Here is a 26,323-nt window from a genome sequence, read left to right on the forward strand (position 1 = left end):
TGATCATTCCGCATGGCGCGGGGAAGCGCCGACGGAAGGCAGCGATGAACGACATCCTCGAACTACTGGGCGCGCACCGTATCGTCCCGGTCGTCACAGCGCACACCGCCCGGCAGGGCGCCGACATCGCCGCCGCACTGGCGGAGGGCGGGCTTCCCGTCGCCGAGATCACCTTCCGCACCCCCGCAGCCGCCGAAGCCATCGCCGCGGCCGTGCGCGAGCGACCCGACGTCCTCGTGGGCGCCGGCACCGTCATCCGCCCCGAACAGGTCGACCAGGCCGTCGCCGCCGGCGCCCGGTTCATCGTGTCGCCCGGCACCAGCCGCGCCGTCATCGATCGCTGCGGATCGCTCGGCATCCCGGTCCTTCCGGGCGCGGTGACCGCGACCGAGATCCAGGCCGCGCTGGAGGCGGGGGCCCGCGTGCTCAAGTTCTTCCCCGCCGAGGCCTCCGGCGGGGCATCCGCCCTCCGCGCCCTGGCCGCCCCGTTCGGCGACGTCGGATTCGTCCCCACCGGCGGCATCGGCCCCGACACCCTCGCCGCGTACCTGTCGATCCCGCAGGTGCGCGCGGTAGGCGGCTCGTGGATGCTGCCCGCGGACGCCGTGCGCGACGGCGACTGGGCACGCGTGACCGGGCTGACGAAGGATGCCGTCACACAAGCCGAGGCGCTCGGCACCGTCGCGCTACGCTGAACCCCGCGGCGGGGCTCTCACAATCCCCCCACGCGTCCGGTGAGCCTCCCGCCCTCACCCCGTAACACGGACGCGTCAGAATCTAGGCTTGAAGGCACGACGACAGGAGTGTGTGTGACTGAGGCATCGAGGACCGAGGCAACGAGGACCGAGGCGACCGGGTCGGAGGCGACCGCGAACATCGGCGTGGTCGGGCTCGCGGTGATGGGGTCCAACCTCGCCCGCAACCTGGCCTCGCGCGAGGGCAACACGGTGGCGGTCTACAACCGCAGCCGCGAGAAGACCGACACGCTGGTCGCCGAGCACCCCGAGGCGGAGTTCGTGCCGGCGTTCTCGTACGAGGAGTTCGCCGCGACCCTCGCCAAGCCCCGCACGGCCATCATCATGGTCAAGGCCGGCCGGCCCACCGACGCGGTCATCGACTCGCTCCTCGAGGTCTTCGAGCCCGGCGACATCATCGTCGACGGCGGCAACGCGCTGTTCACCGACACCATCCGCCGTGAGAAGGCCGTCCGCGAGACCGGGGTGAACTTCGTCGGCGCCGGCATCTCGGGCGGCGAGGAGGGCGCGCTCCTCGGGCCGTCGATCATGCCCGGCGGGTCCGACGAGTCCTGGGTGACGCTCGGCCCGATCCTGAAATCCATCGCCGCCGTCGCCGAGGGCGAGCCCTGCGTCACGCACGTCGGTCACGATGGCGCGGGTCATTTCGTGAAGATGGTGCACAACGGCATCGAGTACGCCGACATGCAGCTCATCGCCGAGGCGTACGACCTCATCCGTCGCGGCACCGGCAAGAGCCCCGCCGAGATCGCCGACGTCTTCGCCGAGTGGAACGGCGGCGAGCTGGAGTCGTACCTCATCGAGATCACCGCCGAGGTGCTCCGCCAGATCGACGCGGAGACAGGCTCGCCGCTGGTCGATGTCATCCTCGACCAGGCCGGCGCCAAGGGCACGGGCGCCTGGACCGTGCAGACCGCTCTCAATCTCGGAGTGCCCGTCTCGGGCATCGCCGAGGCGGTGTTCGCCCGGTCGCTGTCCAGCCACCCCGAGCAGCGCGAGGTCTCGCGCGACCTCCCCGGTGCCGCTGAGCCGCTGGCGATCTCGGACGCCGACGCCTTCATCGAGGACGTCCGCCTGGCGCTGTACGCGTCGAAGATCGTCGCCTACAGCCAGGGATTCGACGAGATCCGCGCCGGTGCCGCCGAGTACGACTGGACCATCGACCTCGGAGCGGTCTCGAAGATCTGGCGTGGCGGCTGCATCATCCGCGCGCAGTTCCTCAACCGCATCGCCGAGGCCTACCAGGACACCCCCGACCTGCCGGTGCTGCTGGCCGCGCCGTACTTCGTCGAGGCACTGGGACGCGCGCAGGGCGCGTGGCGCCGCATCGTGCAGCTCGCTGCGGGCGCCGGCATCCCCGCCCCCGCGTTCTCGTCGTCGCTGGCGTACTACGACGGCCTGCGGGCCGAGCGGCTGCCCGCCGCTCTCGTGCAGGGCCAGCGCGACTTCTTCGGTGCGCACACTTACAAGCGCATCGACAAGGAAGGCACCTTCCACACGCAGTGGTCGGGCGACCGCACCGAGATCGAGGCCGAAGACACCCACTGACGCCGTTCCGGCGCACCGGCGAAGGGCGGACTCCCCGGGGAGTCCGCCCTTCGCGTCGGCCGTCCCGCGTAGAGTCGGGTCGCATGACGGTCAGACGCATCCTGTACATCGGCGGCACCGGCACCATCAGCGCGGCGTGCGTACGACGCTCCGTCGCCGCCGGCGACGAGGTGTTCGTCCTCAACCGCGGCAGCGGACGACGCGACATCCCGCAGGAGGTGCGACGGCTCGAAGCCGACGTGCGCGACCCCGACGCCGTGCGGGCCGCCGTCGGGTCGGAGGAGTTCGACGTCGTCGCGGACTTCCTGTCATTCACCCCCGAGCATGTGACCGACCTGCTGTCGAGCATCGAGGGCGCCTGCGGGCAGTACGTGTTCGTCAGTTCCGCCTCGGCGTACGACAAACCGCCCAGACTGCTCCCGGTGACCGAGTCCACGCCGCTGCGCAACCCCTTCTGGAAGTACTCCCGCGACAAGATCGCGTGCGAGGACCTCCTGGTCGCCGCCTACCGCGACCGGGGACTGCCCGTCACCATCGTCCGCCCCTCGCACACATACGACGAGCAGATGCTCCCGACCCTCGGCGGCTGGACCGACATCGCGCGCATGCGGGCGGGGGCACCGGTGATCGTGCACGGAGACGGGACGAGCCTGTGGACGATCACCCACAGCGACGACGTCGCCGTGGCCTTCACGGGACTGCTGGGACACCCCGCCGCGATCGGCGAAGCCTTCACCCTCACGGGCACCCACGCCCCCACGTGGAATCAGATCTACACCTGGCTGGCCGAAGCCGCCGGAGTCCCCGGGCCCGACCTCGTGCACGTCGCGTCCGAGACGATCGCCGCCGCCGCCCCGGATCTGGGACCCGGGCTGGTGGGCGACAAGGCCCATGCGATGGTGTTCGACAACGCCAAGGTGTCAGCGCTGGTGCCGCAGTTCCGCACGACCGTGACGTTCGACGAGGGCGCGCGCCGCATCCTCGCGTACTACGACGCGCACCCCGGAGCACAGGAAGTCGACGACGACAAGAACGCGCTGTTCGACCGCCTCGCCGCCCACGCCCGCAGCATCGGCTGACGCGGCATCCTATTCACAGCCGGTGCATAGCCCGCGCCATAGGAAGCGCATAGGAACGCCGACACAATGGGGTCATGACGGCTCTCAACCCCAGCTCCGGACTCACGCGCCTCGACGGCACGGCCCCCCGCGTCCTCGTCGTGGACGACGAGCAGATGCTCACCGATCTGCTCTCGATGGCGCTGCGCATGGAGGGCTGGGAGGTGCGCACGGCGGGCTCGGGGTACGAGGCGCTCCAGGCCGCGCGCGAGTTCTCGCCCGACGCCCTCGTGCTCGACATCATGATGCCGGACCTCGACGGCATGGCGGTGCTGCAGCGGCTGCGCCAGGCCGGCGATGACGTGCCGGTGCTCTTCCTGACCGCGAAGGATGCCGTCGGCGACCGCGTCGCGGGGCTCACCGCGGGAGGCGACGACTACGTGACGAAGCCCTTCAGTCTCGAAGAGGTGGTCGCCCGCCTGCGAGGCCTCATGCGCCGCGCCGGCACGGCCCACGCCGCCGGAGCCGAGCCGATCCTGCGGGTGGGAGATCTGAGCCTCAACGAGGACAGCCACGAGGTCGACCGCGACGGCACGTCGATCGAGCTCACGGCGACCGAGTTCGAGCTGCTGCGCTTCCTCATGCGCAACCAGCGGCGCGTGGTCTCCAAGGCGCAGATCCTCGACCGGGTCTGGAACTACGACTTCGGCGGCCGCTCGAGCGTCGTCGAGCTGTACATCTCGTACCTGCGCAAGAAGATCGATCAGGGCCGCGAGCCCCTCATCCACACCGTCCGCGGAGTCGGGTACATGATCAAGGCGCCCCAGTGACCCGACCCGTCGGCCTCGCCGGCTCCACCGCCCCCACCGGCACCACCCCCGCCGGCACTGCCGAGTCCGAACCCGAGGTCGTGCGCCTCCCGCGCGTTCGGGCGCCGCGCTCGTGGAGCCTGCAGACCCGCCTGATGGTGACGGTCATCGGCATCGTCGCGCTCATCCTCACCCTCGTCGGCGTGGCCACGGGAGCGCTGCTGGGCAGCATCCTCAACGAGAACCTGAACGCGCGGCTGCTTTCGGCGGCGGGTGCGCTGCGGGGGGCGCCCGACTCCACCGCCGAGGACGTGCTGACCTCCGGTCGTCAGCCCGAAGGCTTCCTCCTCGTCCTGCAGAACCAGTCGGGACTGACCGGCGCGTACGTGACGGCCGACGAGACCGTGGCGGAGCTCGGCGACGATCAGATCGCCGAGCTGCTGTACGCGATGGAGCCGCGGGGCAATGCCACGGTCCGGGTCGACGGTGTGGGCGACTACCGCGTGCTCATGAGCGGCTCCCCGTCGGGGGCCTTCATCCTCGCGGGGCTTCCGACCACCGAGGTCAGCGGCATCGTCGGTCAGATCCTCACCACCGTGGCCCTGGTGACCACCGGCGGGCTCCTGCTTCTCGGCGTCGCCATCGCGCTCGTCATCCGCCGGAGCCTGAAACCCCTGCGCTCGGTCGCCGACACCGCCGAGCGCGTGGCCGCGATGCCGCTGTCCCAGGGCGCCGTCACGATCGACGAGCGCGTCCCCGACGCCCAGACCGACGAATCCACCGAGATCGGGCGGGTCGGCCACGCGCTGAACACCCTGCTGGATCACGTGGACTCCTCACTGGCGGCGCGCCAGCGCAACGAGGAGCTCATGCGGCGCTTCGTCGCCGACGCCAGCCACGAGCTGCGGACGCCGCTCGCCTCCATCCGGGGCTACTCCGAACTGTCGCTGCGCGACCCCTCGCTGAGCGAGACCACCGGATCGGCGCTGGAGCGCATCCAGGCACAGTCGCTGCGCATGACGACCCTGGTCGAGGACCTGCTGCTGCTCGCCCGCCTCGACGAGGGTCAGGAGCTCGTCTTCGGATCGGTCGACCTCACGCAGCTGGCGATCGAGGCCGTCGGCGACGCGCGCCCGGCGGGCCCGGCGCACACGTGGCGGCTCGACGTCGATGAGGAGCCGGTCGTGGTGGCCGGCGACAGCGGACGCCTGCACCAGGTGGTGGCCAATCTGCTGGCCAACGCCCGCACCCACACGCCGGAGGGGACGACGGTCACGGTGAGCGTCGCACGCGAGGGGGCCGAGGCGGTGCTTCGCGTGCACGACGACGGTCCCGGTGTCGACGATGCCGTCAAGGGCGAGCTGTTCGAGCGCTTCGCGCGCGCGGATCGCTCGCGGGCTCGCAAGACCGGCGGCACCGGCCTCGGCCTGTCCATAGCGCGGGCGATCGTGTCGGCGCACGGCGGTGCGCTCACCGTCGACAGCGTGCCCGGCGACACCGTCTTCACGGTGCGCCTTCCGGCGCGCCCCCAGGAGCCCGCAGCGGCCGGAGTGGAGCGGTGAGAGCACGGCCGGCGCCGCGGGCTCAGTAACCCGAGAACGCGTCCGTCGTGATCGATCGCGCCCGCTCGAGCGCCGGTGCGAGCTCGGCGATGAGTCCCGGCGGACCCGAGATGTAGGCGTGCCGCGAGGCGATGTCGGGAACCACCCGCAGCAGCCCGTCGGCGTCGAGCCGGACCCCGCGGGCCCATCGCCACTGCGGCGGCAGACCTGCCGGCTCGGTGCGGGTGAAGACGATGACGGGAATGCCGGAGGCGGCGATGTCGTCGCGGAACACCAGCTCCTCGGGCTCGGACGCGACGTAGACCAGGACGATGTCGCGGTCCTGGCCGGTGGCCGTCATGTGCCGCAGCTGCGACACGAAGGGAGTGACGCCGATTCCCGCTGCCACCATCAGCACCGGCGCCGTCGTCCGCGTCGGGAGCAGGAAGTCACCCCACACACCGGTCACGGCGAGATCCGTTCCCGCCGTCACCTGCGCCAGGGCCTTCTTGTACGAGCTCAGCGGCTTCTTGCTGGGCGCCTCGCGGAAAGCGACCCGCACCAGCGGCAGATCCTCGGGCGCAGAGGCGATGCTGAACTCCCGGCGGGTGCCGCGGGCATCGGGATGCCGGTGCGGAACATCCAGCTCGAGATACTGTCCCGGCGTGAACGACAGGCGCCGGTGGGCCCGGAAGGTCAGCTGGCGCACCGTCGGCGACAGATCGTCGCGGGAGGCGAGCGTCAGCTTCACGGCCGTGCGGACCGAGAACGCGAAGGCGACGAGGTTGCCGATGATGAGCGCGCGCTCCTGGCCGAGGCTGAACTCGCCGATGAGGATCGGCCAGCCCGCGAGAACGCCGACCACGGCGGCCACCGTCAGCTGCTGCCACCGGCGCGGCGGGAGAGTGAGGGGCTCCGACAGCATGAACGCGCCGAGGAAGAGGTACGGAGAGGACCACAGAATGGGTCCGGCGATGTCGCCCAGGTCGACGGGAAGCCCCGCCTGCTGGTACTGCGCGCCGGTGCGCAGGACCCCCACCCCGATCGCCACGACCAGGAACACCGCGGCGACGCGGATCTTCTCGGTGCGCCACAGCACCGCCAGCCCGAGGACGATCACGGGTCCGGCCAGTGCGGGGGTGCCCACCCACCACGACGAGGCGCCCAGGGCCGGCACGGCGATCGCGAGCAGCGTCAGGGCCGAGGCGCCGGCAGCGGCGGGGTTGAAGATGTGACGGCCGCGCCAGGCGAGCACGTACTTCGACAGCGACGCGACCGCCGCCGCGAGCGCGATGCCGCCGAGGGCTGCGGCCTCCAGCGTCGGACGGAGGACGAACAGCAGGATGTGCGCCGTGATGAGCGACGATTCCAGCCGCCAGTGCAACCTCAGGATGCGCTGCGCCGCGGCATCCACCGCCACGCATACGGCCGAGAGGACCGCGAGCGTCGCGATCAGCTCGAGGGGCGACGGTGCGACGAGCCCGAAGAACGACAGGACGAGCGAGATAACGGCGAGGGCCGCCAGCGCGAAGTACACGACGCGGTACATCGAGACGCGACCGAGGACGGCGAAGACGCGGTTGAACGCCGCGGTCATGGTGCTCAGCACGGCGGCTCCTGGGGCACGGGCGCGGCGAGGGCGGTCGGAGACGTCACTGCACCACGCTAGCGCCCGCCGAACAGCTGAGCGTCGCATCCGGGCGACCACTCCACGCGCCCGTCGGTCAGCATCCGCACCCACTGCGTGTTCCACGTGCCGCGCCACCGCGCGGCCACCTCCGGGCCCGACTCGAAGAACAGGGCGGTGGCCAGCGCGTCGGCGTGCATCGCGTCGTCGGCGACCGCCCATGTCGCCGCGACGGCGCGGACCGGCTCGCCGGTGCGCGCGTCGAGGACGTGGTGGAGTCCGTCGCCCCACGCCCGCCGGTTCACCGCCGATGCGCACAGCGCGGCATCCGTGATCTCCCACACGCCGATCGCGCGGCGGGAGTCGTACGGGTGCTCCAGGCCGATGCGCACCGGCTGCCCGCGGACGGCGATGTCGCCGCCCGCGTCCACGACCGCGTCGCCGGGCGGAAGTGCGCCGAGCACGAGGTCCACGAGCCGCCCTTTACCGAGCGCGCCCACGTCGATCATCGCGGGCGGCTCCAGCGCGAGTTCGTCGGCGCTCCACGACAGCGCCGCGCGCCAGTCCGACGGCGCTGGGACCGCAGCGCCGGCGCGCAGGGTGTAGGCGGCGCCGTAGCCGAGCTGCTCGAGGGAGCCCCCGACGAGCGGGTTCACCGCGTCACCGGTCGCCGTCGCCACCTCGGCCAGCGTGTCGAGCAGCGGGGCCGCATCGCTCGGGGCGGGTACCCGGCCGCCGTGCCGGGCGAGGCGGGAGACGAGGGAGTCGGGGCGGAAGCGCGACCAGGCGGCGTCGAAGCGCTCGATGATCGCAGCCGTCTCGCGGCGTACCGCCTCGTCGAGCGGACGATCCGTGACGACCTCCCAGGCGGTGCCGATCGCGTCGAACCGCCAGGTGGCCGGTCCCGACGCGATCACTCCGCCGCTTCGGCCTTGATCGCCTCGAGCGCCTCGGTGAAGCCGCCGCTCGTGAGCGAGGAGCCGGCGACGCGCGACACGGCGATGTCGTCGATGTCCTCGCCCACCACCTCGTCGCTGATGCCGCCGATGAACTGGCTCTGGTACTGCTCGGACTCGGGCCGCTGGGGGTCGCCCGTCACCTCGACCGCGGTGACGGCGTCGGACTCGAGCGTCAGCGTCACCTGGATGGTCTCGACCGTCTCGGGCGTCGCGTACGACCCCTCGGCGGTGTACGTGCCGTCCGTGTACGAGGCGTCCCCGCCCGAGGCCGCACCGCCGGGCTGATCGGTGTCGGCCGACGCCCCCGCGCACGCCGGGAGGGCGAGCGTGCCGGTCACGCCGGCGAGGGCGACGGCCAACCGCACCGGACGCGCAGCCGCGGTCATGCGGCGCCGTCGAACATGCTGGTGACCGAGCCGTCCTCGAACACCTCGTGGATCGCGCGCGCCAGAAGGGGGGCGATCGGCAGCACCGTCAGGGTCGGGAAGCGCTTGTGCTCGGGGATCGGGACGGTGTCGGTGACGACCACCTCGTCGATCGCGTCGGTCTGCAGTCGCGCGGCGGCGGGATCGCTGAAGATCGCGTGCGTGGCGGCGACGATGACCTTCACGGCGCCGTTGGCCTTCAGCGCCTGCGCGGCTTTGACGATCGTCCCGCCGGTGTCGATCATGTCGTCCACGAGCAGGCACACGCGACCCTCGACGTCGCCGACGATCTCGTTCACCGTCACCTGGTTGGCCACATTCGGATCGCGGCGCTTGTGGATGATCGCCAGCGGTGCGCCGAGGCTGTCCGACCACGTGTCGGCCACACGGACGCGGCCGGTGTCGGGCGAGACCACCGTCAGCGCCTCGCGATCGGCGGCGCTGAGGGTCTTCTCGAAGTACTCCAGCAGCACCGGCTTGGCGAACAGGTGGTCGACGGGTCCGTCGAAGAAGCCCTGGATCTGCGCCGCGTGCAGGTCCACGCTCATCACCCGGTCGGCGCCGGCGGTGCGCATGAGGTCGGCGACCAGGCGGGCGCTGATCGGCTCCCGCCCGCGGCCCTTCTTGTCCTGCCGGGAGTACGGGTAGTAGGGCGCCACGACGGTGATGCGCTTGGCGGATGCCCGCTTGGCGGCATCCAGCATGATGAGCGTCTCCATGAGCCACTCGTTGACCGGCGGCCCGAAGCTCTGGATCAGGAAGAAATCGCAGCCGCGGATCGAGACCTCGAAACGGGTGAGGATCTCGCCCGACGCGAACGTGCGGTACTCGGTGGGCACCAGTTCGGTGCCGAGCGCCTCGGCGACGTCGATCGCCAGCTCCGGGTGCGAGCTGCCGCGCGCGACGACGAGGCGCTTCTTGGTCTTGGCGACCAGGCCCGGCGCGATGTCGTTGTCGCGGTCGAGCTCAACGGTCTTCTTCTTGCGCCCCATTGTCCGCTTCCTGTGCGGACCGGGCTGCTGCGGCCGCGTCGGCCGCCGCCGTTCCCGGTCGGTTCTTCTCGACCCACCCCTCGACGTTGCGCTGGGGAGCCACACTCAATGCCAGAGCGCCGGCGGGGACATCCTTGCGGATGACCGCTCCGGCTCCGGTCTTCGCGCCGTCTCCGATCCTAACGGGCGCGACGAAGACGTTATGCGAGCCGGCGTGCACCTCGTCGCCGATCTCGGTGCGGTGCTTGGCCAGATCGTCGTAGTTGGCCGTGATGGCACCGGCGCCCAGGTTCACGCCGCGACCGAGGGTCGCGTCGCCCACGTAGGACAGGTGGGGCACCTTGCTGCCCTCGCCGATGACGGCGTTCTTGGTCTCGACGAAGGTTCCGATCTTGCCGTCGGCGCCCAGCTGCGTTCCCGGGCGCAGGTACGCGAAGGGTCCGACCGTGGCACCGGCACCGATGACGGCGAGGGTGGCGTCGGACCGGCGGACGGTCGCCCCCTCCCCCACCTCGCAGTCCACGAGGCTCGTGTCGGGCCCGATGACCGCGCCCGCGGCGACCGTCGTGGCACGCAGGATCTGCGTGCCCGGGAGCACCGTGACGTCGGGAGCGAGGGTGGCGGTCACGTCGATCCACGTCGTGGCCGGATCGAGGATCGTGGCGCCCTCGAGCTGCCAGCGGCGGACGGTGCGCGCGTTGAGGATGCGCGCGGCTTCGGACAGCTGCACGCGATCGTTCACCCCGAGGGCGGCGGCGGCATCCGGCGCCGAAGCCGCGGCGACGGTGAGCTGCGCCTCGCGGAGGAGTCGAACCACGTCCGTGAGGTACTTCTCCCCCTGTGCGTTGGCCGTCCCCACTCGGGCGATCTGCTCGCGCAGCGGAGAGGCCTGGAACACGTAGACGCCGGCGTTGATCTCGCTGACGGCGATCTCGGCCTCGTCGGCGTCCTTGTGCTCGACGATGCGCGCGACCCCGCCGGCGTCGTCGCGGATGACCCGCCCGTAGCCGGTGGCGTCGTCCACGGTCGCACTCAGCACTGTCGCGGCGGCGCGGCGCTCGCGGTGCGCGCGCAGCAGCTCCTGCAGGGTGCCGGTCTCGAGGAGCGGCACGTCGCCGCTGAGCACGAGCACGTCGCCCTCGTAATCGGCCAGATCCGCCAGCGCCATCTCGACGGCGCGGCCGGTTCCGGGGATGTCGTCCTGATCGACGACGATCGTGTCGGGAGCCGCCTCGGCGATCGCTTCGGCCACGAGGTCGCGCTCGTGACGCACCACGACGACCGTCCGCTCGGGAGAGAGTGCCCGCGCCGTCTCGAGCACGTGGCCGACGAGGGAGCGTCCGCCGATGCGGTGCAGAACCTTCGGCAGGGATGATCTCATGCGCGTGCCCTGCCCGGCCGCAAGGACGATGACCGCGAGGCGCGCGTCGATGTTGTCGCTCATGCTCCGCCGCCAGGACTCGAACCTAGACCTCACAGCTCCAAAGGCTGTCGTGCTGCCATTACACCACGGCGGACCGCGGCCCCCAGCGGACGCCGCCCGTCAAGTCTGCCAGGCCCCGATCGCCGCGACGCACCACGATTCCCGGCCGACGCCCATCCGAGCCCGATAATGGAGCCATGACGCACGAGACCGACGAAGTGGACCGCATCGTCGGCGCGTGGGGCGTGCAGCGCCCCGACCTGGACTTCTCGCCCCTCGAGGTGCTGTCGCGGGTCGACCGCCTCTCGCGACACCTCGACCGCGCTCGGCGCGACGCGTTCCGCCGCAGCGATCTGGAGCCCTGGGAGTGGGATGTGCTGTCGGCGCTGCGTCGCGCCGGAGAGCCGTTCCAGCTCAGTCCCAAGCAGCTCCTGCAGCAGACCCTCGTCTCGAGCGGGACGATGACCAACCGCATCGACCGCCTGGTCGCCCGCCGACTGGTGCGGCGCGAGGCGGATCCCGCAGACGGCCGCAGCGTGCTGGTCACCCTCACCGAGGACGGCCGGGTGCGCGTGGATGCCGCGATCACCCGACTGGTCGATGCCGAGGCCGTGCTTCTGGGCGCCCTGTCGCGCGGTGACCGCGAGCGCCTGGCGAGCCTGCTGCGGAAGCTCAGCCTGGGCTTCGACGCGTCGGCGACTCCCCTCAGCCCATCCGCTCGGTGAGGGCGAACCACGCCGCCTCGACATCGTCCCGTTCCGATTCGAGCGCGCCGATCCGCGCCATCTCGGCGCCGAGACCGACGTAGTCGGCCTGGTCGTGGTCGGCGAGCGCGGTGCGGGCGGCGGCGATCTGCTTCTCCAGCTTCTCGAGCCGCCGCTCCAGCGCCGACAGCTCTTTCTGGGCCGTGCGAAGCTCGGCACCGCCGAGCCCGGCCGGGGCCGAGCCGGCCGCGGCGGTGGGCGCGGACTCCTCCGCCTGCTGGCGCGAGCGCAGCCGCAGGTACTCGTCGACGCCGCCGGGCAGGTGGCGCAGGTGACCGCCGAGGATCGCGTACTGCTGGTCGGTGACGCGCTCGAGGAAGTAGCGGTCGTGCGAGACGACCAGCAGCGTCCCCGGCCACGTGTCCAGGAGGTCCTCCATCGCGGCGAGCATGTCGGTGTCGAGGTCGTTCGTGGGCTCGTCGAGGATCAGCACGTTGGGCTGCTCGAGGAGGATCAGCAGCAGTTGGAGACGGCGCTTCTGGCCGCCTGACAGGTCCTTGACCGGGGTGGACAGCTGCGCGCTCGAGAACCCCATCCGCTCCAGCAGCTGCCCCGGCGACAGCTCCTGCGTCTTCGATCCCGACCCGAAGGAGTAGGTGGTGCGAAGGCCCTCGATGACGACGCGGACCGGGTCCTGCAGGTGGTCCTCCAGCTCGTCGAGCCGCTGCGAGAGGGTCGCGACCTTGACGGTCTTGCCGCGCTTGACCCGACCACCGGTCGGCTCCACCTCACCCGAGACGAGGCCGAGCAGGGTCGACTTGCCGGCGCCGTTGACACCGAGGATGCCGGTGCGCTCGCCCGGGGCGATCCGCCACTCGACGTCGCTCAGCACCTTCCGGGTGCGTTCGGGCTCGAGCGGGTCGGGGTACGACACCGAGGCGTCGAGGAGGTCGACGACGTCCTTGCCCAGTCGCGACACGGCCAGCGAGCGCAGCGTCACGGCATCCCGGATCTCGGGCACGTCCTCGATGAGGGCGTTGGCGGCGTCGATGCGGAACTTCGGCTTCGACGTGCGCGCGGGAGCGCCGCGCCGCAGCCACGCGAGCTCCTTGCGGGCGAGGTTCTGCCGGCGCGCCTCGATCGCCGCCGACTGCCGGTCGCGCTCGACCCGCTGCAGGATGTAGGCCGCGTACCCGCCGTCGAACGGCTCGACGATGCGGTCGTGGACCTCCCAGGTGCGCGTGCAGACCTCGTCGAGGAACCATCGGTCGTGCGTGACGATCAGCAGAGCCCCGGCGCCGGGGCTCCAGCGGCGCTTCACGTGGTCGGCGAGCCAGGCGATGGCCTCGACGTCGAGGTGGTTGGTGGGCTCGTCCAGGAACAACACGTCGTGGTCGCCGCTCAGCAGAGCGGCCAGCGCGACACGTCGGCGCTGCCCACCCGAGAGGTCGCGCACCGGCGAGTCCCAGGGGATGTCGGACAGAAGCCCCGCGATGACATCGCGGGTGCGGGCGTCGCCCGCCCATTCGTGCTCGGGTCGGTCGCCGACCACGGTCTGGGCGATCGTCAGGGAGTCGTCCAGCACGTCCGCCTGATCGAGCACGCCCACCCGGACGCCGCCGCGCACCGTCACGCGTCCGGAGTCCGGCTCGCGGCGTCCGGCGAGCATCGCCATGAGGCTGGATTTGCCATCGCCGTTGCGTCCGACGATGCCGATGCGGTCGCCCTCGTCGACGCCGAGCGACACCCCCTCGAACACGACGCGGGTGGGGAACTCGAGATGGAGGGCTTCAGCCCCCAGAAGATGTGCCATATCGTCTCCAGGCTAGGCGAGCAGCCTTGGAAGTCGTCGCCGAGTTGCACTCGGTATACCCCCGGGGGTATAGTTGCGAGCGTCAATGGGATACCCTAAGGGGTATTGAGAGGAGTGGGAATGCGCATCATCATCGTCGGAGGCGTCGCGGCAGGCATGAGCGCCGCGGCACGTGCCCGCAGGCACGACGAGACCGCCGAGATCGTCGTCCTCGAGCGAGGACCCGAGGTGTCGTTCGCGAACTGCGGCCTGCCGTATCACGTCAGCGGAGAGATCGCCGACGCGGATTCGCTCCTCCTCCACACGCCGACGACGCTGCGCGCGGCCCTCAACCTCGACGTGCGCACCGGTCACGAGGTCACCGCGATCGACACCGTCGCGCGGACGGTCACCGTGCTCTCGGAGGACGGCACCGACACCCTCGACTACGACGCGCTCGTGCTCTCACCGGGCGCCTCGGCGCTCGTGCCCCCGCTCCCGGGGCTCGACTCGCCGCGCGTGCGGACCCTGCGGACGGTGGCCGACGCCGTGACCCTTCGCGAGCGCGTGACCACCGGCGCGCGCCGGGCCGTCGTCCTCGGCGGCGGCTTCATCGGGATCGAGGCGGCCGAGGCCCTCCGACACGCCGGCCTCGACGTCGACGTCGTCGAGCTCGCTCCCCACGTGCTCCCCCCGCTCGAGCGCGAGCTCGCCACCCTCGTCACCGAGGAGCTGCAGGGCCTCGGCATCCGCGTGCACGACGGGGTCGGCGCGGACAGCGTGGAGCACGGCGCGGACGCCGACACCGTCGTCCTCGCCGACGGTACGCGCATCGCCGCAGACGTCATCGTCCTGTCGGTGGGCGTCCGGCCCGACACCGCGTTCGTCGAGGCCGCCGGCATCGACACCGTGCGCGGCGCCATCGTCGTGGACGACCGCGGCCGCACGTCGGCCCCGGGCGTCTGGGCGGCCGGGGATGCGACCGCGTCCGTCGATGCCGTCACCGGCGCGGTGCGCCCGGTGGCGCTCGCCGGGCCCGCCAACCGCGCGGGCCGTCTCATCGCCGACGACATCTTCGGCAGCGGCAGCGGCCGGGCCATCACCCAGCCGCTGGGAACCGCGATCGTGCGCGTGGGCGGCCTGACGGCGGCGATGACCGGGGGTAACCGGACAGCCCTCGACGCGGCCGGCATCGCCTACCGCACCCTGCACCTGCACCCCAACCAGCACGCCGGCTACTTCCCCGGTGCCGCCGCGATGCACCTGATCGTGCACGTCGGCGAGGACGGGCGGCTCCTCGGCGCGCAGGCCGTGGGCACCGAGGGCGTGGACAAGCGCATCGACGTGCTCGCCACGGCGCTGCGCGCCGGCCTGGCCGCCGACGACCTGATCGACCTCGATCTGGCGTACTCGCCGCCTTACGGCCAGGCGAAGGACGCCGTCAACCTCGTGGGCATGGTGGCCGAGAACGTCAGGACCGGCCGACTGCGTCTCTGGTACGCCGAAGACGCCGCGACGATCGGCGACGAGGCGCTCGTTCTCGACGTCCGGAGCGCCGCCGAGTTCGCCACCGGGCATCTTCCCGGGGCCCTGAACATCCCGCACACCGAACTGCGGGGCCGGCTCGACGAGGTACGGGATGCCGCCGCCGACCGTCCGGTGCGCGTCATGTGCGCCGCCGGCGTCCGCGCGAACATCGCCCACCGCATCCTCGTCGGTGCGGGCTTCGACTCGTCGTCGCTGTCGGGCGGCATCCAGACCCTCCGTCACTGGTACGGTGCCGACGTCGAACGGATCCTGTCGACCGAAGGAGCATTCGCATGATGATCACCGGAACACCCGAGGAGCAGGCCGCCGCGCAGAAGCGGGTCGTCAACCGGCTGCGTCGCGCGCACGGTCAGCTGGCGGCTGTCATCGCGGCCGTCGAGAACGGCGGATCGTGTCGCGACGTCGTGACCCAGCTCGCCGCCGTCACGAGCGCGCTGGACCGCGCGGGATTCGCCATCATCTCGACCGCGATGAGAGACTGCGTGGTCGATCCCGACGCCACCGCCGCGGCCGAGGGCCTCACCGCCGAGGAGCTCGAGAAGCTCTTCCTCTCACTCGCCTGACCCCTCCCCCACACCCGCATCCACGAAGGAGACCGACATGTGTCAGCGCATCACCTGCACCACCTGCGGCAAGGCCACCTGGGCCGGCTGCGGTCAGCACGTCGAGGAGGCGCTCGCCGGCGTCCCCGAGGCGTCGCGCTGCCCGGGCCACCCGGACCAGCCCTGACCGCAACGCCTCTCGCGACGACGATGGCCCGCCTCCGAGGAGGCGGGCCATCGTCGTCGGTACCGGACCGGATCAGACCAGACCGTTCTCCTCGAGCCATGCCGAAGCGATGTCGGCAGAGGACATCTGGTCGACGGTGCTCTGGACGTTGAGGGCCACGAGGCCCTCCGGCGTCAGGGCGGCGCTGACCTCGTTGATGACGTCCGCGATCTCGTCGGCGACATCGGTGCTCACGAGCGGGATCACGTTCGACGCGAGGAAAAGGCCCTCGGGGTCGTCGAGGACCATGAGGTCCTCGGTCTCGATCTTCGGATCGGCGGTATAGACGTTCCCGATGTCGATCGTGCCGGCCACGAGGTCCTCGACGGTGGTGGCGCCGGTTGCCGAGAACTCGACCTCGACGCCGTACGTGTCTGCGAGGCCCGACGGCCCGTAGGGGCGCTCGGCGAGCTCGGGCGGGCCGCCCAGGGTCAGCGGGCCCTCCACATCCGCCAGGTCGGCGATGCTCGCCAGCCCGTTCTCCTCGGCGAAGGCCGCCGTGACGGTGTACGAGTCCTGGTCGCTGGCCTCGGACGCGTCGAGGACCGTCAGGCCCTCGGGCAGCGCATCGGCGAGCGCGGCTTCGACATCCTCGGGGGTGCGCGCCTCGGTGTCGGGCTCGAAGTACTGCAGCAGGTTTCCGCTGTACTCGGGGAAGAGCGTGATCTCTCCGCTTTCGATGACCGGGAGGTACGCGTCGCGCTGGCCGATCTGGAACTGGCGCTCCACGTCGAAGCCGGCATTCTCGAGAGCCTGCGCGTAGATCTCGGCGATGATCTCGTTGGAGTAGTAGGCCTGCGAGCCGACCACGATCGTCTCGCTGGAGCCGGTGTCACCCGGATCGGTGTCGGTGTCGGCCTCGAGCGGGTCGCCCGAGGCGCAACCGGCGAGGACGAGGGCGGTGGCGGCGGCGAGGCCCGCCGCGGCGAGGAGGCGGGTGCTGTGCGCTGTTCTCATGATGCGATTCTCTCTTGTTCGGTGGGGGTCGGGTCGGTGGTGGTCTGTGGGGATGCCGTCGCGTCGCGCGACCGGCGCCGTCCGCGGGGTGCGTCGCGCAGGGCGCGGGGAAGGGCGGCGCGCTGCGCGAGCGCCAGAAGCGCGTCGAGGACGAGCGCGAGGACGGCGACGAGGATCGCGCCGCCCAGCACCTGATCGAAGCGCCGCAGCGGGATGCCCTGGATGATCGGGAAGCCGAGGCCGCCGAGGTTGACGTAGGCGGCGATGGTGACGGTCGCGACGACCTGGAGGGTCGCAGAACGGAGCCCCCCGATCAGCAGGGGCAGACCGAGGGGCACCTCGACGCGCCACAGCACCTGCCAGCGCGTCATGCCCATGGCCTTGGCTGCGTCGATCACGCGTCGGTCGATGGCCTCGAGGCCGGTGTACGCACCGGCGAGGAGCGAGGGGATCGCCAGCAGCACGAAGGTGATCACGGCGGCCTCCGGGCGGCGGAGGACGCCGAGCAGCAGCACGAGGAGCACGAGCAGGCCGAAGGACGGGATCGCGCGCGCCGCCCCGGAGATCGCCACCGCGATCTCGCGCCCGCGGCCGGTGTGGCCGATGGCCCAGCCGGCGGGGATCGCGATGACCGCCGCGATCGCCACGGGCAGGAAGGTGTACCAGAGGTGCTGGCCGAGGAGGGTGGGGATGGCGTACTGACCCTCGAGCCGGTCGGGCGAGAAGATCCAGGCGAACGCGTCCAGGATGAGGTTCATGCGGCTGCCCCTGCCTCGGCGCTCGCGATGCTCTCGCCGCCGCGGGCCGGGGCGGAGCGCGCGGTGCTCGTGCGCCGTGTCCAGGGCATGAGCGCCCGGCCGGCGAGCACGAGCAGCCCGTCGATGATGAGGGCCAGGGCGACGACGGCGATGATCCCGGCGAACACCTCGGCCAGGATTCGGCGATCGAACCCATTGGTGAAGAGGTAGCCGAGGTTGGTGACCCCGACGAGGATGCCGACGGTGGCCAGCGAGATCGTGCTGACTGCGGTGACCCGGAGCCCCGCGAGGACGACCGGACCCGCGAGCGGCAGGTCGACGGTCCAGAAGCGGCGCCGGGAGCCGAAGCCCATCGCGGTCGCCGAGCGGCGGACTGCGTCGTCGACGCTGTCGAGGCCGTCCGCGACGGCGCGGACCATGATCGCGATCGCATAGATGGTCAGCGCGACGATGAGGTTGGTCTCGCTGAGGGCGCTGTAGCCGAAGATCGTCGGCAGGATCATGAGGAGAGCCAGGGACGGGATCGTGTACAGCAGGCCGGTGACGGTGATGATCCACCCGCGCAGCAGCCGATACCGCCACGCCACCCAGCCCAGCGGCAGGGAGATGACGAACCCGAGGACGATGGCGAGCGCGCTCTGGCGCAGATGGACGAGGGTGAGCTCGCCGATCAGGTCGAGATTGTCGAGGATCCAGCTCACGGGACCGTGCCCTCGGACGTACCCGTCGAGGCGCCTCCTGCGCCGGCCTCGTCCACGAGCGACCCCTGCGCACGGCCCTCGGCGTCGACGACCACCGTGCCGTGCGGGGTCCGGCGCAGGCTGAGCGCGCGCTTGCCCTTCTCGGCGCCGATGAAGCTCGCCACGAACGGCGTCGCGGGATTCTCGATGATCTCGTCCGGCGTGCCGATCTGGGCGACCCGGGCCTGGCGTTCCAGGATGACGACCTGATCCCCGAGGAGGAACGCCTCGTCGATGTCGTGCGTGACGAACACGATGGTCTTGCCGATCTCCCGCTGGAGGCGCAGCAGCTCCTCCTGCAGCTCGGCGCGGACGATCGGGTCCACGGCGCCGAAGGGCTCGTCCATGAGGAGGATGTTCGGATCGGCGGCGAGGCCTCGCGCAACGCCCACCCGCTGCTGCTGCCCGCCCGAGAGCTGATGCGGGTAACGGTCGGCCATTGCGTGATCCAGGCCCACCGTGTCCATCAGCTCGAGGGCGCGAGAGCGCGCCTCGCGACGCGGCCGGCCCTGAAGCACGGGCACGGTGGCGATGTTGTCTGCCACCGTGAAGTGCGGCATGAGGCCGGAGTTCTGCATGACGTAGCCGATGCTGCGGCGCAGCTGCACGGGGTCGCGCCGCGAGATGTCGTCACCGTCAATCGAGATCGAGCCGCTGGTGGGATCGACCATGCGATTGATCATCCGCAGCAGCGTCGTCTTGCCCGACCCCGATGACCCGACCAGCACCGTCGTGCGGTGCGGGGGGATCACCAGATCGAAGTCCTCGACGGCGAGCGTGCCGTCCGGGAACTGCTTGGACACATCGGTGAACTCGATCACGCGTGCGCTCCCCTCATCGCGTTCACGGTACCGGACCTCCGCGACGTCGCGGCGATCGCGACCGCAGGTTGCTCCCGGCCTCCCGCGCCGCTATGGTGCACCGCCCCGGCGCGTGGCACGGGCGCGGGAGCTCAGTACCAGAAGCTCAGGCGCGGTGTCCGATGCCATCCGAACATTCGTGCCGCCGCAACCGGGTCGGATGCCGCGATGAGACCGGCGCGTGCCAGCGTGACGACCGAGACGCCGCCGAGATAGACGGCTGCGAGCTCGCGGATGCCGAGCGAGAGCGAGATCGCGTCCGGCGCGGCATCCGTCGTCCTCGTCGCCCGGGCGGAGCCGTCCGCGTCGACCTCGAGGACGAAGCGCCCGTCGGCGAAACCGAGGGAATCCTCGACGTCGAGCACGAGGCGACCCGCCGCGCCGTAGCGCCGCGCCGCGAGGGCGGCGGGCACGTCCAGGATGCGGACGTACTGGTGATCGCTCACCGTCACCGTCGCCGCGCGCTGATCGGAGATCATCCACCACAGCGGCTCGTCGACCGACAGTTCCCGCGCACGCACCTCGCCCACGAGGTCGAGCTCGACGAAGAACCGCCACAGCGCGGCGTAGGCGTCGTCGTCGGCGGCGAGGAGGTAGACCACGTCGACCGTCGCCTTGGTGTGGTCGTCGTGATTCTCGGACACCCGGTACAGCGCGAGACCGCGCACGGTGCCCGAGGTGTCGGCGTACTGCACGGCGCGCACCTCGCCGGCGTCCTTCGCGTCCGGCCGGGTGCCGGCGAGCGTGTCCCAGTGCCCGGCGGGGACGTCGATCTCGCCAGGCGTGCCGAGGCGGACGCTGTCGTGGAGCGCGGGGATGTGCTCGCGGAGCCGCTCGCGCGAGATGAAGTCCACGCGACCGGCGGGGACCGGACCGGTCCACGCCGCCCGCTTGACGTCGATGCGCCACGCGGCGGCCGACGCCGCCGACGCGAACCCGTAGCGGCCGTAGAGGGTCGACTCGCTCACGGTGAGCATCGCCGCGGGCGCACCGGAGGCTGCCGCGACGCGCAGCTCGCCCTCGAGCATCGCGCGGGCGATGCCGCGACGCCGGTGCGTGGGCGCCACCGTCACCGCCGAGATCGCGCACGAGGGGATCCCGACCCCGCCGGGAACGGCGAGCTCGCCGATCCAGGACGCGATCGTGGCGACCGGGGCGTCCGGGTCCGGCGCCGACCCGTCGTACACCCCGGTGACGCGGCGGTATGCGCTGCGTTCGCGGATCGCCGCGAGCTGCTCTGCGGATCGCTCGCCGTCCTGGAAGCCGCGGGCGACCACCTGGACCCACGGGTCGAAGGATGCCGGGTCGTCCACCGGCACGGACCGATAGCGCAGTCCCGCCCCGGCCAGCCGGTCAGCGGAGGCGGGGTCGAGGGGGGCGCCCAGGAAGCCCGAGCGGGAGACGTCGACGGCGTCGTCGTTGGTGGTCATCGGGAGCCTCTCTCCGGGAGCGGAAGCGAGAGCGCCGGCGCGCCGGGCCGGGCGGCGCAGGGGCTGTCACGCATGGCGCAGGCGGGCCCCGGCGACGGGCCCGTGCACGTGCAGGGCGGTGTGCCCGGCGGCCGACAGGGTCACCTGCAGGTCGAGAGCGGCGGTGGCGTCGGCGCACAGGAACGCGAGGGTCGGTCCCGATCCCGAGACGAAACCGGCGAGCGCCCCGGACGCGCGCCCGAGGCGCAGCACATCGCCGAGCGCCGGGCGCAGCGACACGGCCGCGGCCTCGAGGTCGTTGCGGGTGTGGGCGGCGAGGGCGTGCGGGTCACCGGCGCGCAGAGCCTGCAGCACTCCGGGGTCGACGTCGGGCGTCTTGCGCGGCGGCGCGATGTCGGGGCGGGTGCGCAGCGAGTCCAGGTGCGCGTACACCTCGGGTGTCGACAAGCCGTCGGGACGCGTGACGACCACCCATTCGAAGCGTCCCTGCGCGAGGGCGGGGCTGAGCTGATCACCGCGTCCGGTGCCGATCGCCGTGCCGCCCATGAGCGCGAACGGCACGTCGGCGCCCAGCCTCGCGGCGAGGCGATGGAGCTCGGCCGAACCGAGGTCGGCACCCCACAGCGCATCGCACGCGACGAGCGCGGCTGCGGCATCCGCGGACCCGCCGCCCATGCCGCCGGCCACGGGTACGTGCTTGACGATGTCGAGGTGGACTCCCCCGGTGTGGCCGATGCGCTGCGCGAGGAGCCGGGCCGCGCGCAGGGCGAGGTTGCGGTCATCCGACGGCACCCCGGCGACATCCACCGTGCCGCGGATCGACACGGTGAAGTCGAGCGCCGGCTCCGCCCACAGATCCTCGTACAGCGAGACCGCCTGGTAGGCCGAGGCCACGTCGTGGTAGCCGTCGTCCTGGACGTCGCCGACCTCGAAGAAGACGTTCAGCTTGCCGGGCGCGCGCACGTGCACGCGGCCGTCGGCGAGGGCACCGGTCACAGCTTCGCCGAATCCGCCCACAGATCGACGTCGATGCCGTCCGACAGCGCGTCGATCCTCTCGAGCTCCTCCATCGTGAAGGCCGGTCCGTTCACGGCGGCGAGGTTCTCGTCCAGCTGCGCCGGACGCGACGCGCCGATGAGGGCCGAGGCGACGACCGGGTCGCGCAGCACCCACTGGATCGCCATCTGCGCGAGGGTCTGCCCGCGCTCGTCGGCGATCACGTCCAGGCCGCGGAGCGTCGCCTTGCCCTTCGGCGAGAGTTCGGAGTCGGGGAGCGAGGCGCGCATCTGCGCGCGCTCGACCGGGCCGTCGCCGAGGTACCTGCTCGTGAGCAGTCCCTGCGCCAGCGGCGTGAAGGCGATCGCACCCATCCCCTCCTGCGCGAGCACGCCGGTCAGACCGTCTTCGACCCACCGGTTGAGGATCGAGTACGCCGGCTGGTGGATCACCAGCGGCGTCCCCAGCGACCGGGCGACGGATGCCGCAACCGCCGTGCGCTCGGCGGAGTACGACGAGATGCCGACATAGAGCGCCTTGCCCTGCTTGACGAGGGTGTCGAGGGCCGCGACCGTCTCTTCGACCGGGGTGACCGGGTCCGCGCGGTGCGAGTAGAAGATGTCGACGTGGTCCAGGCCCATGCGGGTGAGCGACTGCTCGGCGCTGGCGAGGATGTACTTGCGCGAGCCCAGATCCCCGTACGGGCCGGGCCACATGTCCCATCCGGCCTTGGACGAGATGATGAGCTCGTCGCGGTACGGCGCGAAGTCCTCGCGCATCATGCGGCCGAAGTTCGTCTCGGCCGAGCCGTAGGGCGGTCCGTAGTTGTTGGCCAGGTCGAAGTGCGTGATGCCACGGTCGAACGCGTGCCGCAGGAGCGTCCGCTGGTCGTCGAAGGGGATGTTGTCACCGAAGTTCCACCACAGCCCGAGCGACAGCGGCGGCAGGTAGAGCCCCGACGTACCGACCTGCCGATAGCCGGTGGCCGCATACCGCTCGCCCGAGGCGGCGTAGGGGCGGTGGATGTCGGCGACGTCGGAGCGGAAGCGTGGCGCATCGGTCATGGATCCGAGGCTATCGGCAGGGAAACGTCGTCGTAACAGATCCGGCTTACTCTGGAGTGTTCACCGGCCGCACCCTGCGCCGGGAAAGGAGGGCGCCCATGACCGCACTTTCCGCACTGCCGCAGCGACAGCATCCGGGCACCGCCCTGCTGGATCGCGACGACGTCGTGCTCGATCGCGGCATCCTGCATGTCGTCCACGACACCCTCAGCCCGCTCGAGGCGCGCACCGCCGATCTGCTGATGGTCGCCGATGTCCTCGAGACCGCCGGCATCGAGGTCACCCTCATCCGTCACGATCGCGCGGTCCCCGCCCTCGTCGTCGACATCGAGCAGAAGGATGCCGCGCTGGCCGCGCTCGCCGAGGTGTGCGCCCGGACGCCGCTGTACGGCAAGGCGAAGCGCCGCCCGGCGGTCCTCGTGTCCGACCTCGACCTGCCCGGCGCGGAACCGACCGTCGTGCGCTTCTACGTGCCCCGCATCACGGCGAACCACAGTCTGCGCTACGCCGCCGCGCTCGGCGCACGGGTGGAGTTCTGGCGTTTCGGCGCCGACGTCGTCGAGGCTCCGGGCGCGAACGCGCTGCTGCGGGCGACGACGGCGACCGATGACGTGTCGTTCGAGACCGTCGAGCGCTTCGGCCGCGCCTGGCGCACCGTGGCCGGCATGTTCGACCCGCAGCCGGACGAGTTCACCGGCGAGATCGACATGGTCTTCTCCTGGGTCGACGGTTCGTCCAGCGAGTTCCAGCGCCAGCGCGCGGCGCAGATGGCCGAGTACGTGGTGGGCGAGGGCGACGACGGTCCGGCCCGCTACCGCCACGTCGACGAGCTGCGGTACGCCCTGCGCAGCGTGCACATGTACGCCCCGTGGGTGCGTCGGATCTTCATCGCCACCGACTCGCCCGCGCCCGCGTGGCTGGCCGATCACCCCAAGGTCACGATCGTGCGCAGCGAGGAGTTCTTCGCCGATCCCTCGGTGCTCCCCACGCACAACTCCCACGCCGTCGAGGCTCAGCTGCACCGCATCCCCGGCATCGCCGAGCACTTCCTTTATTCGAACGACGACATGTTCTTCGGGCGGATGGTCGAGCCCGAGCTGTTCTTCAGCTCGGCCGGCATCAGCCGCTTCGTCGAGTGCGAGGTGCGCATCGGCCCCGGGGAGCCCGCGACCCAGCGCAGCGGGCACGACAACGGCCTGCGGGTCAACCGCGCGCTGCTGCGGGAGCGGTTCGGCCGCACGATCGTCCGCGACCTCGAGCACTGCGCCGCTCCCCTGCGTCGCAGCGTCATGGCCGAGCTCGAAGCCGCCTTCCCCGAGGACTTCGCCCGGACGGCGGCGTCGAGGTTCCGCAGCGCGACCGACATCTCGGTGACCAACAGCCTCTACCACTACTACGCGCTCATGACCGGGCGCGCCGTGGCGACGCGGCGTCCGCGCGTGGAGTACGTCCAGACCACGCTCGCGGCGTCCATGCGGCGTATGGAACGACTGGCCGAGCGCACCGACGTCGACATGTTCTGCCTGAACGACGGGGGTGAGCGTGAAGTGCCCGAAGAGCTGCGCGTGCGCGCACTGCGCACCGCCCTGGAGCGGATGTTCCCGGTGCGCGCCCCGTGGGAGAAGGCCGAGCTCAGCGAAGGACAGCGATCGGCTCGGTCGGCGCATCCGGCCGGAGGCCGCTGACCGTCTCGACCCCGGCATCCTGAAGTCGTCGACGCGCCTCGGCGGCATCGATGTGCTCGAGCGTCTGCGGGGCGTCCACCGGGGCGACCGAATGGACGACCGTGTCGGCGAAGACGTGCACGAGGTTGAACGCCTGCGCACCGTCCTGCGGACGCGTGCCACCGACCGGGACCGTGAGGTCCTGGGCGTAGCAGGTGGACGAGGCGACCGACACCGGGATGCCCGCGAAGGTGGCGAACGTCGAATAGTGCAGGTGCCCGGCGATGATCGAGCGGACGTCCGTACCGCGCAGGACCGCAGCCAGGCGTCGCTGATCGCGCAGCTCGACGCTCGCGGCGAGGGGCAGCACGCTCGGTACGGGCGGGTGGTGCATGGCGAGGATGGTGCCCAGCGGCGCGGGGGTGGCCAGGACGCTGCGCAGCCATGCGAGCTGGTCGTCGCTGAGTTCGCCGTGGTGGTGTCCGGGCACGGTCGAGTCGAGGGTGACCAGGCGCAGCCCGTCGAGCTCTTCGACCCGATCGACCGGCCGGGCGTCGGCGGACGGGTCGTCCAGGAGCCCCGCCCGGAAGGCCGCGCGGTCGTCGTGGTTCCCCATGACCCACACCACGCGGGTGGCCAGCCGTCGCGCGAACGGCTCGACGCGCTCACGGAGAGCCTCGTAGGCGTCGCGTTCGCCGAGGTCGGCCAGGTCGCCCGTGAACACCACCGCGTCGGGGCGGATGCCGGACGCCTCGATGGCGCCGAGCGCGCGTTCCAGACGTTCGGCGCCGTCGATGAGGTCGAACAGCCGTGAGCCCGCTGCGCGCAGGTGGGTGTCGCTGATGTGCAGCAGGATCCGCTCCGGCGCCGGGTACTCGGCGATGCGCATGATCTCGTCTCCCCATGCCCCGCGGTCGAGACGAGGCATGCGAAATGTTACCGACATGTTTCGTACCCGAGGGCCGCAACGCGGTGAACGAGACCGAAACGGTGTGTGACGATCCGGTCAGCCCAGAGAACCGGTCAGCCCAGAGAACCGGTCAGCCCAGAGAACCGGTCAGCCCAGAGAAGCGGCGACCCGCACGAAATCGTCGATCGAGAGCTCCTCGCCGCGCGCCGTGGGGGCTACACCCGCGGCCTCGAGGACGCGCGTGGCGTCGGCGGCCGTTCCCCCGAGCACGCCGGCGAGCGCTTGGCGGAGCATCTTGCGACGCTGCTGGAACGCGGCATCCACGATCGAGAAGGTGCGCCGGCGCAGCTGCTCATCGCCTCGCGGCTGCGCATCCCGGCGGAACGCCACCAGCACGCTGTCGACGTTGGGCACCGGCCAGAACACCTGACGTGACACGGTGCCGGCCAGCCGCCACGGTCCGTACCACGCCGCCTTCACGCTGGGCGCGCCGTAGACCTTGGATCCGGGCGGGGCGGCGAGTCGCTCGCCGACCTCTGCCTGCACCATCACCACGCCGCGCTCCAGCCCCGCGAAGGTCTCGAGGAAGTGCAGCAGCACCGGGACGCTGACGTTGTAGGGCAGATTCGCCACGAGCACCGTGGGCTCGCCGGGCAGTTCCCTCACCCGCAGGGCGTCGGCATCCACGACCGTGAGCGCACCTTCGGGTACCCCGTGCGCGGCGGCGGTCTCGGGAAGACGCGCCGCCAGGCGGTGGTCGATCTCCACGGCGGTCACGCTCGCGCCCGCCTCGAGGATCGCCAGCGTCAGGGAGCCGAGCCCGGGCCCGACCTCGACGACGCGCTCCCCCGACGTCACCCCGGCGACCTGCACGATCTTGCGCACCGTGTTGGCGTCGACGACGAAGTTCTGGCCGAGCTTCTTGGTGGGGGTGACGTCCAGTTCGGCGGCGAGCGCGCGGATCTCGGACGCGCCGAGCAGGTTCACGGGCATGC

Annotated in this window: 25 protein-coding genes and 1 tRNA gene; 10 read left to right on the top strand and 16 right to left on the bottom strand. The window is 71.5% G+C overall.

Going from position 1 to position 26,323, the window contains the following annotated elements; genetic code table 11:
* Positions 1-44 precede the first annotated feature (44 nt).
* The 5 genes from eda (at position 45) to NFR93_RS04800 (ending at position 5,732) form a co-directional block, all read left to right on the top strand.
* On the top strand, positions 45-695 hold the full coding sequence (gene eda / locus NFR93_RS04780; protein WP_251450453.1) for a bifunctional 4-hydroxy-2-oxoglutarate aldolase/2-dehydro-3-deoxy-phosphogluconate aldolase: 651 nt from the start codon (positions 45-47) through the stop codon (positions 693-695).
* 114 nt (positions 696-809) lie between these two features.
* On the top strand, positions 810-2,303 hold the full coding sequence (gnd, locus tag NFR93_RS04785; RefSeq protein ID WP_285814541.1) for an NADP-dependent phosphogluconate dehydrogenase: 1,494 nt from the start codon (positions 810-812) through the stop codon (positions 2,301-2,303).
* Positions 2,304-2,386: 83 nt separating this feature from the next.
* On the top strand, positions 2,387-3,382 hold the full coding sequence (locus NFR93_RS04790; protein ID WP_251450454.1) for an NAD-dependent epimerase/dehydratase family protein: 996 nt from the start codon (positions 2,387-2,389) through the stop codon (positions 3,380-3,382).
* A gap of 74 nt (positions 3,383-3,456) precedes the next feature.
* Complete coding sequence (locus NFR93_RS04795; protein WP_251450456.1) at positions 3,457-4,191, top strand: response regulator transcription factor; 735 nt, start codon at positions 3,457-3,459, stop codon at positions 4,189-4,191.
* Entirely contained in the window at positions 4,188-5,732 is a 1,545-nt protein-coding gene (locus tag NFR93_RS04800; protein WP_353049898.1) for a sensor histidine kinase, read from the top strand. Before NFR93_RS04795 ends, NFR93_RS04800 begins: the two co-directional genes overlap by 4 nt.
* A gap of 22 nt (positions 5,733-5,754) precedes the next feature.
* On the opposite strand, the gene NFR93_RS04805 is transcribed toward NFR93_RS04800, so the two are convergent.
* The 6 genes from NFR93_RS04805 to NFR93_RS04830 form a co-directional block, all read right to left on the bottom strand.
* Complete coding sequence (locus NFR93_RS04805) at positions 5,755-7,320, bottom strand: FAD-dependent oxidoreductase (RefSeq protein ID WP_251450458.1); 1,566 nt, start codon at positions 7,318-7,320, stop codon at positions 5,755-5,757.
* A gap of 56 nt (positions 7,321-7,376) precedes the next feature.
* On the bottom strand, positions 7,377-8,255 hold the full coding sequence (locus NFR93_RS04810) for an FAD:protein FMN transferase (protein ID WP_251450460.1): 879 nt from the start codon (positions 8,253-8,255) through the stop codon (positions 7,377-7,379).
* Positions 8,252-8,683 (bottom strand): FMN-binding protein, encoded by a 432-nt coding sequence (locus tag NFR93_RS04815; protein WP_251450462.1) that lies wholly within the window; start codon positions 8,681-8,683, stop codon positions 8,252-8,254. The genes NFR93_RS04810 and NFR93_RS04815 overlap by 4 nt, the downstream gene beginning before the upstream one ends.
* On the bottom strand, positions 8,680-9,714 hold the full coding sequence (locus NFR93_RS04820; RefSeq protein ID WP_251450464.1) for a ribose-phosphate diphosphokinase: 1,035 nt from the start codon (positions 9,712-9,714) through the stop codon (positions 8,680-8,682). Before NFR93_RS04820 ends, NFR93_RS04815 begins: the two co-directional genes overlap by 4 nt.
* Positions 9,689-11,158, bottom strand: coding sequence for a bifunctional UDP-N-acetylglucosamine diphosphorylase/glucosamine-1-phosphate N-acetyltransferase GlmU (glmU, locus tag NFR93_RS04825; RefSeq protein ID WP_251450465.1), 1,470 nt, complete (start codon positions 11,156-11,158; stop codon positions 9,689-9,691). Before glmU ends, NFR93_RS04820 begins: the two co-directional genes overlap by 26 nt.
* A 1-nt stretch (position 11,159) precedes the next feature.
* Positions 11,160-11,231, bottom strand: a tRNA-Gln gene (locus tag NFR93_RS04830).
* A gap of 103 nt (positions 11,232-11,334) precedes the next feature.
* Between NFR93_RS04830 and NFR93_RS04835 the strand changes: the two genes are divergently transcribed.
* Complete coding sequence (locus tag NFR93_RS04835) at positions 11,335-11,862, top strand: MarR family winged helix-turn-helix transcriptional regulator (RefSeq protein ID WP_251450466.1); 528 nt, start codon at positions 11,335-11,337, stop codon at positions 11,860-11,862.
* Here NFR93_RS04835 and NFR93_RS04840 read toward each other — a convergent pair.
* On the bottom strand, positions 11,843-13,654 hold the full coding sequence (locus NFR93_RS04840) for an ABC-F family ATP-binding cassette domain-containing protein (RefSeq protein WP_251450467.1): 1,812 nt from the start codon (positions 13,652-13,654) through the stop codon (positions 11,843-11,845). The genes NFR93_RS04835 and NFR93_RS04840 overlap by 20 nt on opposite strands.
* Positions 13,655-13,774: 120 nt before the next feature.
* On the opposite strand from NFR93_RS04840, the gene NFR93_RS04845 reads away from it, so the two are divergent.
* From NFR93_RS04845 to NFR93_RS15975, 3 genes are read left to right on the top strand one after another with little or no spacing between them, the layout of a single operon-like run.
* Positions 13,775-15,457 carry an FAD-dependent oxidoreductase gene (locus tag NFR93_RS04845; protein WP_251450468.1) on the top strand — a complete coding sequence of 561 codons (1,683 nt, stop codon included), beginning with the start codon at positions 13,775-13,777 and terminating at the stop codon, positions 15,455-15,457.
* Positions 15,454-15,744 (top strand): metal-sensitive transcriptional regulator, encoded by a 291-nt coding sequence (locus NFR93_RS04850; RefSeq protein ID WP_251450469.1) that lies wholly within the window; start codon positions 15,454-15,456, stop codon positions 15,742-15,744. Before NFR93_RS04845 ends, NFR93_RS04850 begins: the two co-directional genes overlap by 4 nt.
* A gap of 37 nt (positions 15,745-15,781) precedes the next feature.
* A complete protein-coding gene (locus NFR93_RS15975) occupies positions 15,782-15,910 on the top strand; it encodes a DUF8730 family Cys-rich protein (protein WP_285814542.1) in 129 nt (42 codons plus the stop codon).
* 72 nt (positions 15,911-15,982) lie between these two features.
* Here the strand turns inward: NFR93_RS15975 and NFR93_RS04855 are convergent, their stop codons facing one another.
* The 7 genes from NFR93_RS04855 to NFR93_RS04885 form a co-directional block, all read right to left on the bottom strand.
* Positions 15,983-16,906 carry an ABC transporter substrate-binding protein gene (locus NFR93_RS04855; RefSeq protein ID WP_251450470.1) on the bottom strand — a complete coding sequence of 308 codons (924 nt, stop codon included), beginning with the start codon at positions 16,904-16,906 and terminating at the stop codon, positions 15,983-15,985.
* On the bottom strand, positions 16,903-17,664 hold the full coding sequence (locus NFR93_RS04860) for an ABC transporter permease (RefSeq protein WP_251450471.1): 762 nt from the start codon (positions 17,662-17,664) through the stop codon (positions 16,903-16,905). Before NFR93_RS04860 ends, NFR93_RS04855 begins: the two co-directional genes overlap by 4 nt.
* Complete coding sequence (locus tag NFR93_RS04865; protein ID WP_251450473.1) at positions 17,661-18,365, bottom strand: ABC transporter permease; 705 nt, start codon at positions 18,363-18,365, stop codon at positions 17,661-17,663. Before NFR93_RS04865 ends, NFR93_RS04860 begins: the two co-directional genes overlap by 4 nt.
* On the bottom strand, positions 18,362-19,225 hold the full coding sequence (locus tag NFR93_RS04870) for an ABC transporter ATP-binding protein (RefSeq protein WP_251450474.1): 864 nt from the start codon (positions 19,223-19,225) through the stop codon (positions 18,362-18,364). Before NFR93_RS04870 ends, NFR93_RS04865 begins: the two co-directional genes overlap by 4 nt.
* Before the next feature lie 131 nt (positions 19,226-19,356).
* Positions 19,357-20,694: a GNAT family N-acetyltransferase gene (locus NFR93_RS04875; RefSeq protein WP_251450475.1), complete on the bottom strand. Its 1,338-nt coding sequence runs from the start codon at positions 20,692-20,694 to the stop codon at positions 19,357-19,359.
* Positions 20,695-20,760: 66 nt separating this feature from the next.
* Positions 20,761-21,690 carry a 4-(cytidine 5'-diphospho)-2-C-methyl-D-erythritol kinase gene (locus tag NFR93_RS04880; protein WP_251450476.1) on the bottom strand — a complete coding sequence of 310 codons (930 nt, stop codon included), beginning with the start codon at positions 21,688-21,690 and terminating at the stop codon, positions 20,761-20,763.
* On the bottom strand, positions 21,687-22,754 hold the full coding sequence (locus NFR93_RS04885) for an aldo/keto reductase (protein WP_251450477.1): 1,068 nt from the start codon (positions 22,752-22,754) through the stop codon (positions 21,687-21,689). The genes NFR93_RS04880 and NFR93_RS04885 overlap by 4 nt, the downstream gene beginning before the upstream one ends.
* Before the next feature lie 98 nt (positions 22,755-22,852).
* Between NFR93_RS04885 and NFR93_RS04890 the strand changes: the two genes are divergently transcribed.
* Positions 22,853-24,439 carry a stealth family protein gene (locus NFR93_RS04890; RefSeq protein ID WP_251450478.1) on the top strand — a complete coding sequence of 529 codons (1,587 nt, stop codon included), beginning with the start codon at positions 22,853-22,855 and terminating at the stop codon, positions 24,437-24,439.
* Here the strand turns inward: NFR93_RS04890 and NFR93_RS04895 are convergent.
* Both NFR93_RS04895 and rsmA read right to left on the bottom strand, forming a co-directional pair.
* Positions 24,387-25,307: a phosphodiesterase gene (locus NFR93_RS04895; RefSeq protein ID WP_251451503.1), complete on the bottom strand. Its 921-nt coding sequence runs from the start codon at positions 25,305-25,307 to the stop codon at positions 24,387-24,389. The two genes, NFR93_RS04890 and NFR93_RS04895, sit on opposite strands and share 53 nt — an antisense overlap.
* Before the next feature lie 168 nt (positions 25,308-25,475).
* Positions 25,476-26,321 carry a 16S rRNA (adenine(1518)-N(6)/adenine(1519)-N(6))-dimethyltransferase RsmA gene (gene rsmA / locus NFR93_RS04900; protein WP_251450479.1) on the bottom strand — a complete coding sequence of 282 codons (846 nt, stop codon included), beginning with the start codon at positions 26,319-26,321 and terminating at the stop codon, positions 25,476-25,478.
* Between the last annotated feature and the right edge of the window lie 2 nt (positions 26,322-26,323).

Origin of the sequence: Microbacterium sp. Marseille-Q6648, assembly GCF_943181415.1 — a bacterium.
Classification (GTDB): domain Bacteria; phylum Actinomycetota; class Actinomycetes; order Actinomycetales; family Microbacteriaceae; genus Microbacterium.

Coding starts and splice junctions, on each gene's coding strand:
- eda (WP_251450453.1), top strand. CDS start 45: ATGAACGACATCCTCGAACTACTGGGCGCGCACCGTATCGTCCCGGTC.
- NFR93_RS04790 (WP_251450454.1), top strand. CDS start 2,387: ATGACGGTCAGACGCATCCTGTACATCGGCGGCACCGGCACCATCAGC.
- NFR93_RS04795 (WP_251450456.1), top strand. CDS start 3,457: ATGACGGCTCTCAACCCCAGCTCCGGACTCACGCGCCTCGACGGCACG.
- NFR93_RS04815 (WP_251450462.1), bottom strand. CDS start 8,683: ATGACCGCGGCTGCGCGTCCGGTGCGGTTGGCCGTCGCCCTCGCCGGC.
- NFR93_RS04820 (WP_251450464.1), bottom strand. CDS start 9,714: ATGGGGCGCAAGAAGAAGACCGTTGAGCTCGACCGCGACAACGACATC.
- glmU (WP_251450465.1), bottom strand. CDS start 11,158: ATGAGCGACAACATCGACGCGCGCCTCGCGGTCATCGTCCTTGCGGCC.
- NFR93_RS04835 (WP_251450466.1), top strand. CDS start 11,335: ATGACGCACGAGACCGACGAAGTGGACCGCATCGTCGGCGCGTGGGGC.
- NFR93_RS04840 (WP_251450467.1), bottom strand. CDS start 13,654: ATGGCACATCTTCTGGGGGCTGAAGCCCTCCATCTCGAGTTCCCCACC.
- NFR93_RS04845 (WP_251450468.1), top strand. CDS start 13,775: ATGCGCATCATCATCGTCGGAGGCGTCGCGGCAGGCATGAGCGCCGCG.
- NFR93_RS04850 (WP_251450469.1), top strand. CDS start 15,454: ATGATGATCACCGGAACACCCGAGGAGCAGGCCGCCGCGCAGAAGCGG.
- NFR93_RS15975 (WP_285814542.1), top strand. CDS start 15,782: ATGTGTCAGCGCATCACCTGCACCACCTGCGGCAAGGCCACCTGGGCC.
- NFR93_RS04855 (WP_251450470.1), bottom strand. CDS start 16,906: ATGAGAACAGCGCACAGCACCCGCCTCCTCGCCGCGGCGGGCCTCGCC.
- NFR93_RS04860 (WP_251450471.1), bottom strand. CDS start 17,664: ATGAACCTCATCCTGGACGCGTTCGCCTGGATCTTCTCGCCCGACCGG.
- NFR93_RS04875 (WP_251450475.1), bottom strand. CDS start 20,694: ATGACCACCAACGACGACGCCGTCGACGTCTCCCGCTCGGGCTTCCTG.
- NFR93_RS04885 (WP_251450477.1), bottom strand. CDS start 22,754: ATGACCGATGCGCCACGCTTCCGCTCCGACGTCGCCGACATCCACCGC.
- NFR93_RS04890 (WP_251450478.1), top strand. CDS start 22,853: ATGACCGCACTTTCCGCACTGCCGCAGCGACAGCATCCGGGCACCGCC.
- NFR93_RS04895 (WP_251451503.1), bottom strand. CDS start 25,307: ATGCGCATCGCCGAGTACCCGGCGCCGGAGCGGATCCTGCTGCACATC.
- rsmA (WP_251450479.1), bottom strand. CDS start 26,321: ATGCCCGTGAACCTGCTCGGCGCGTCCGAGATCCGCGCGCTCGCCGCC.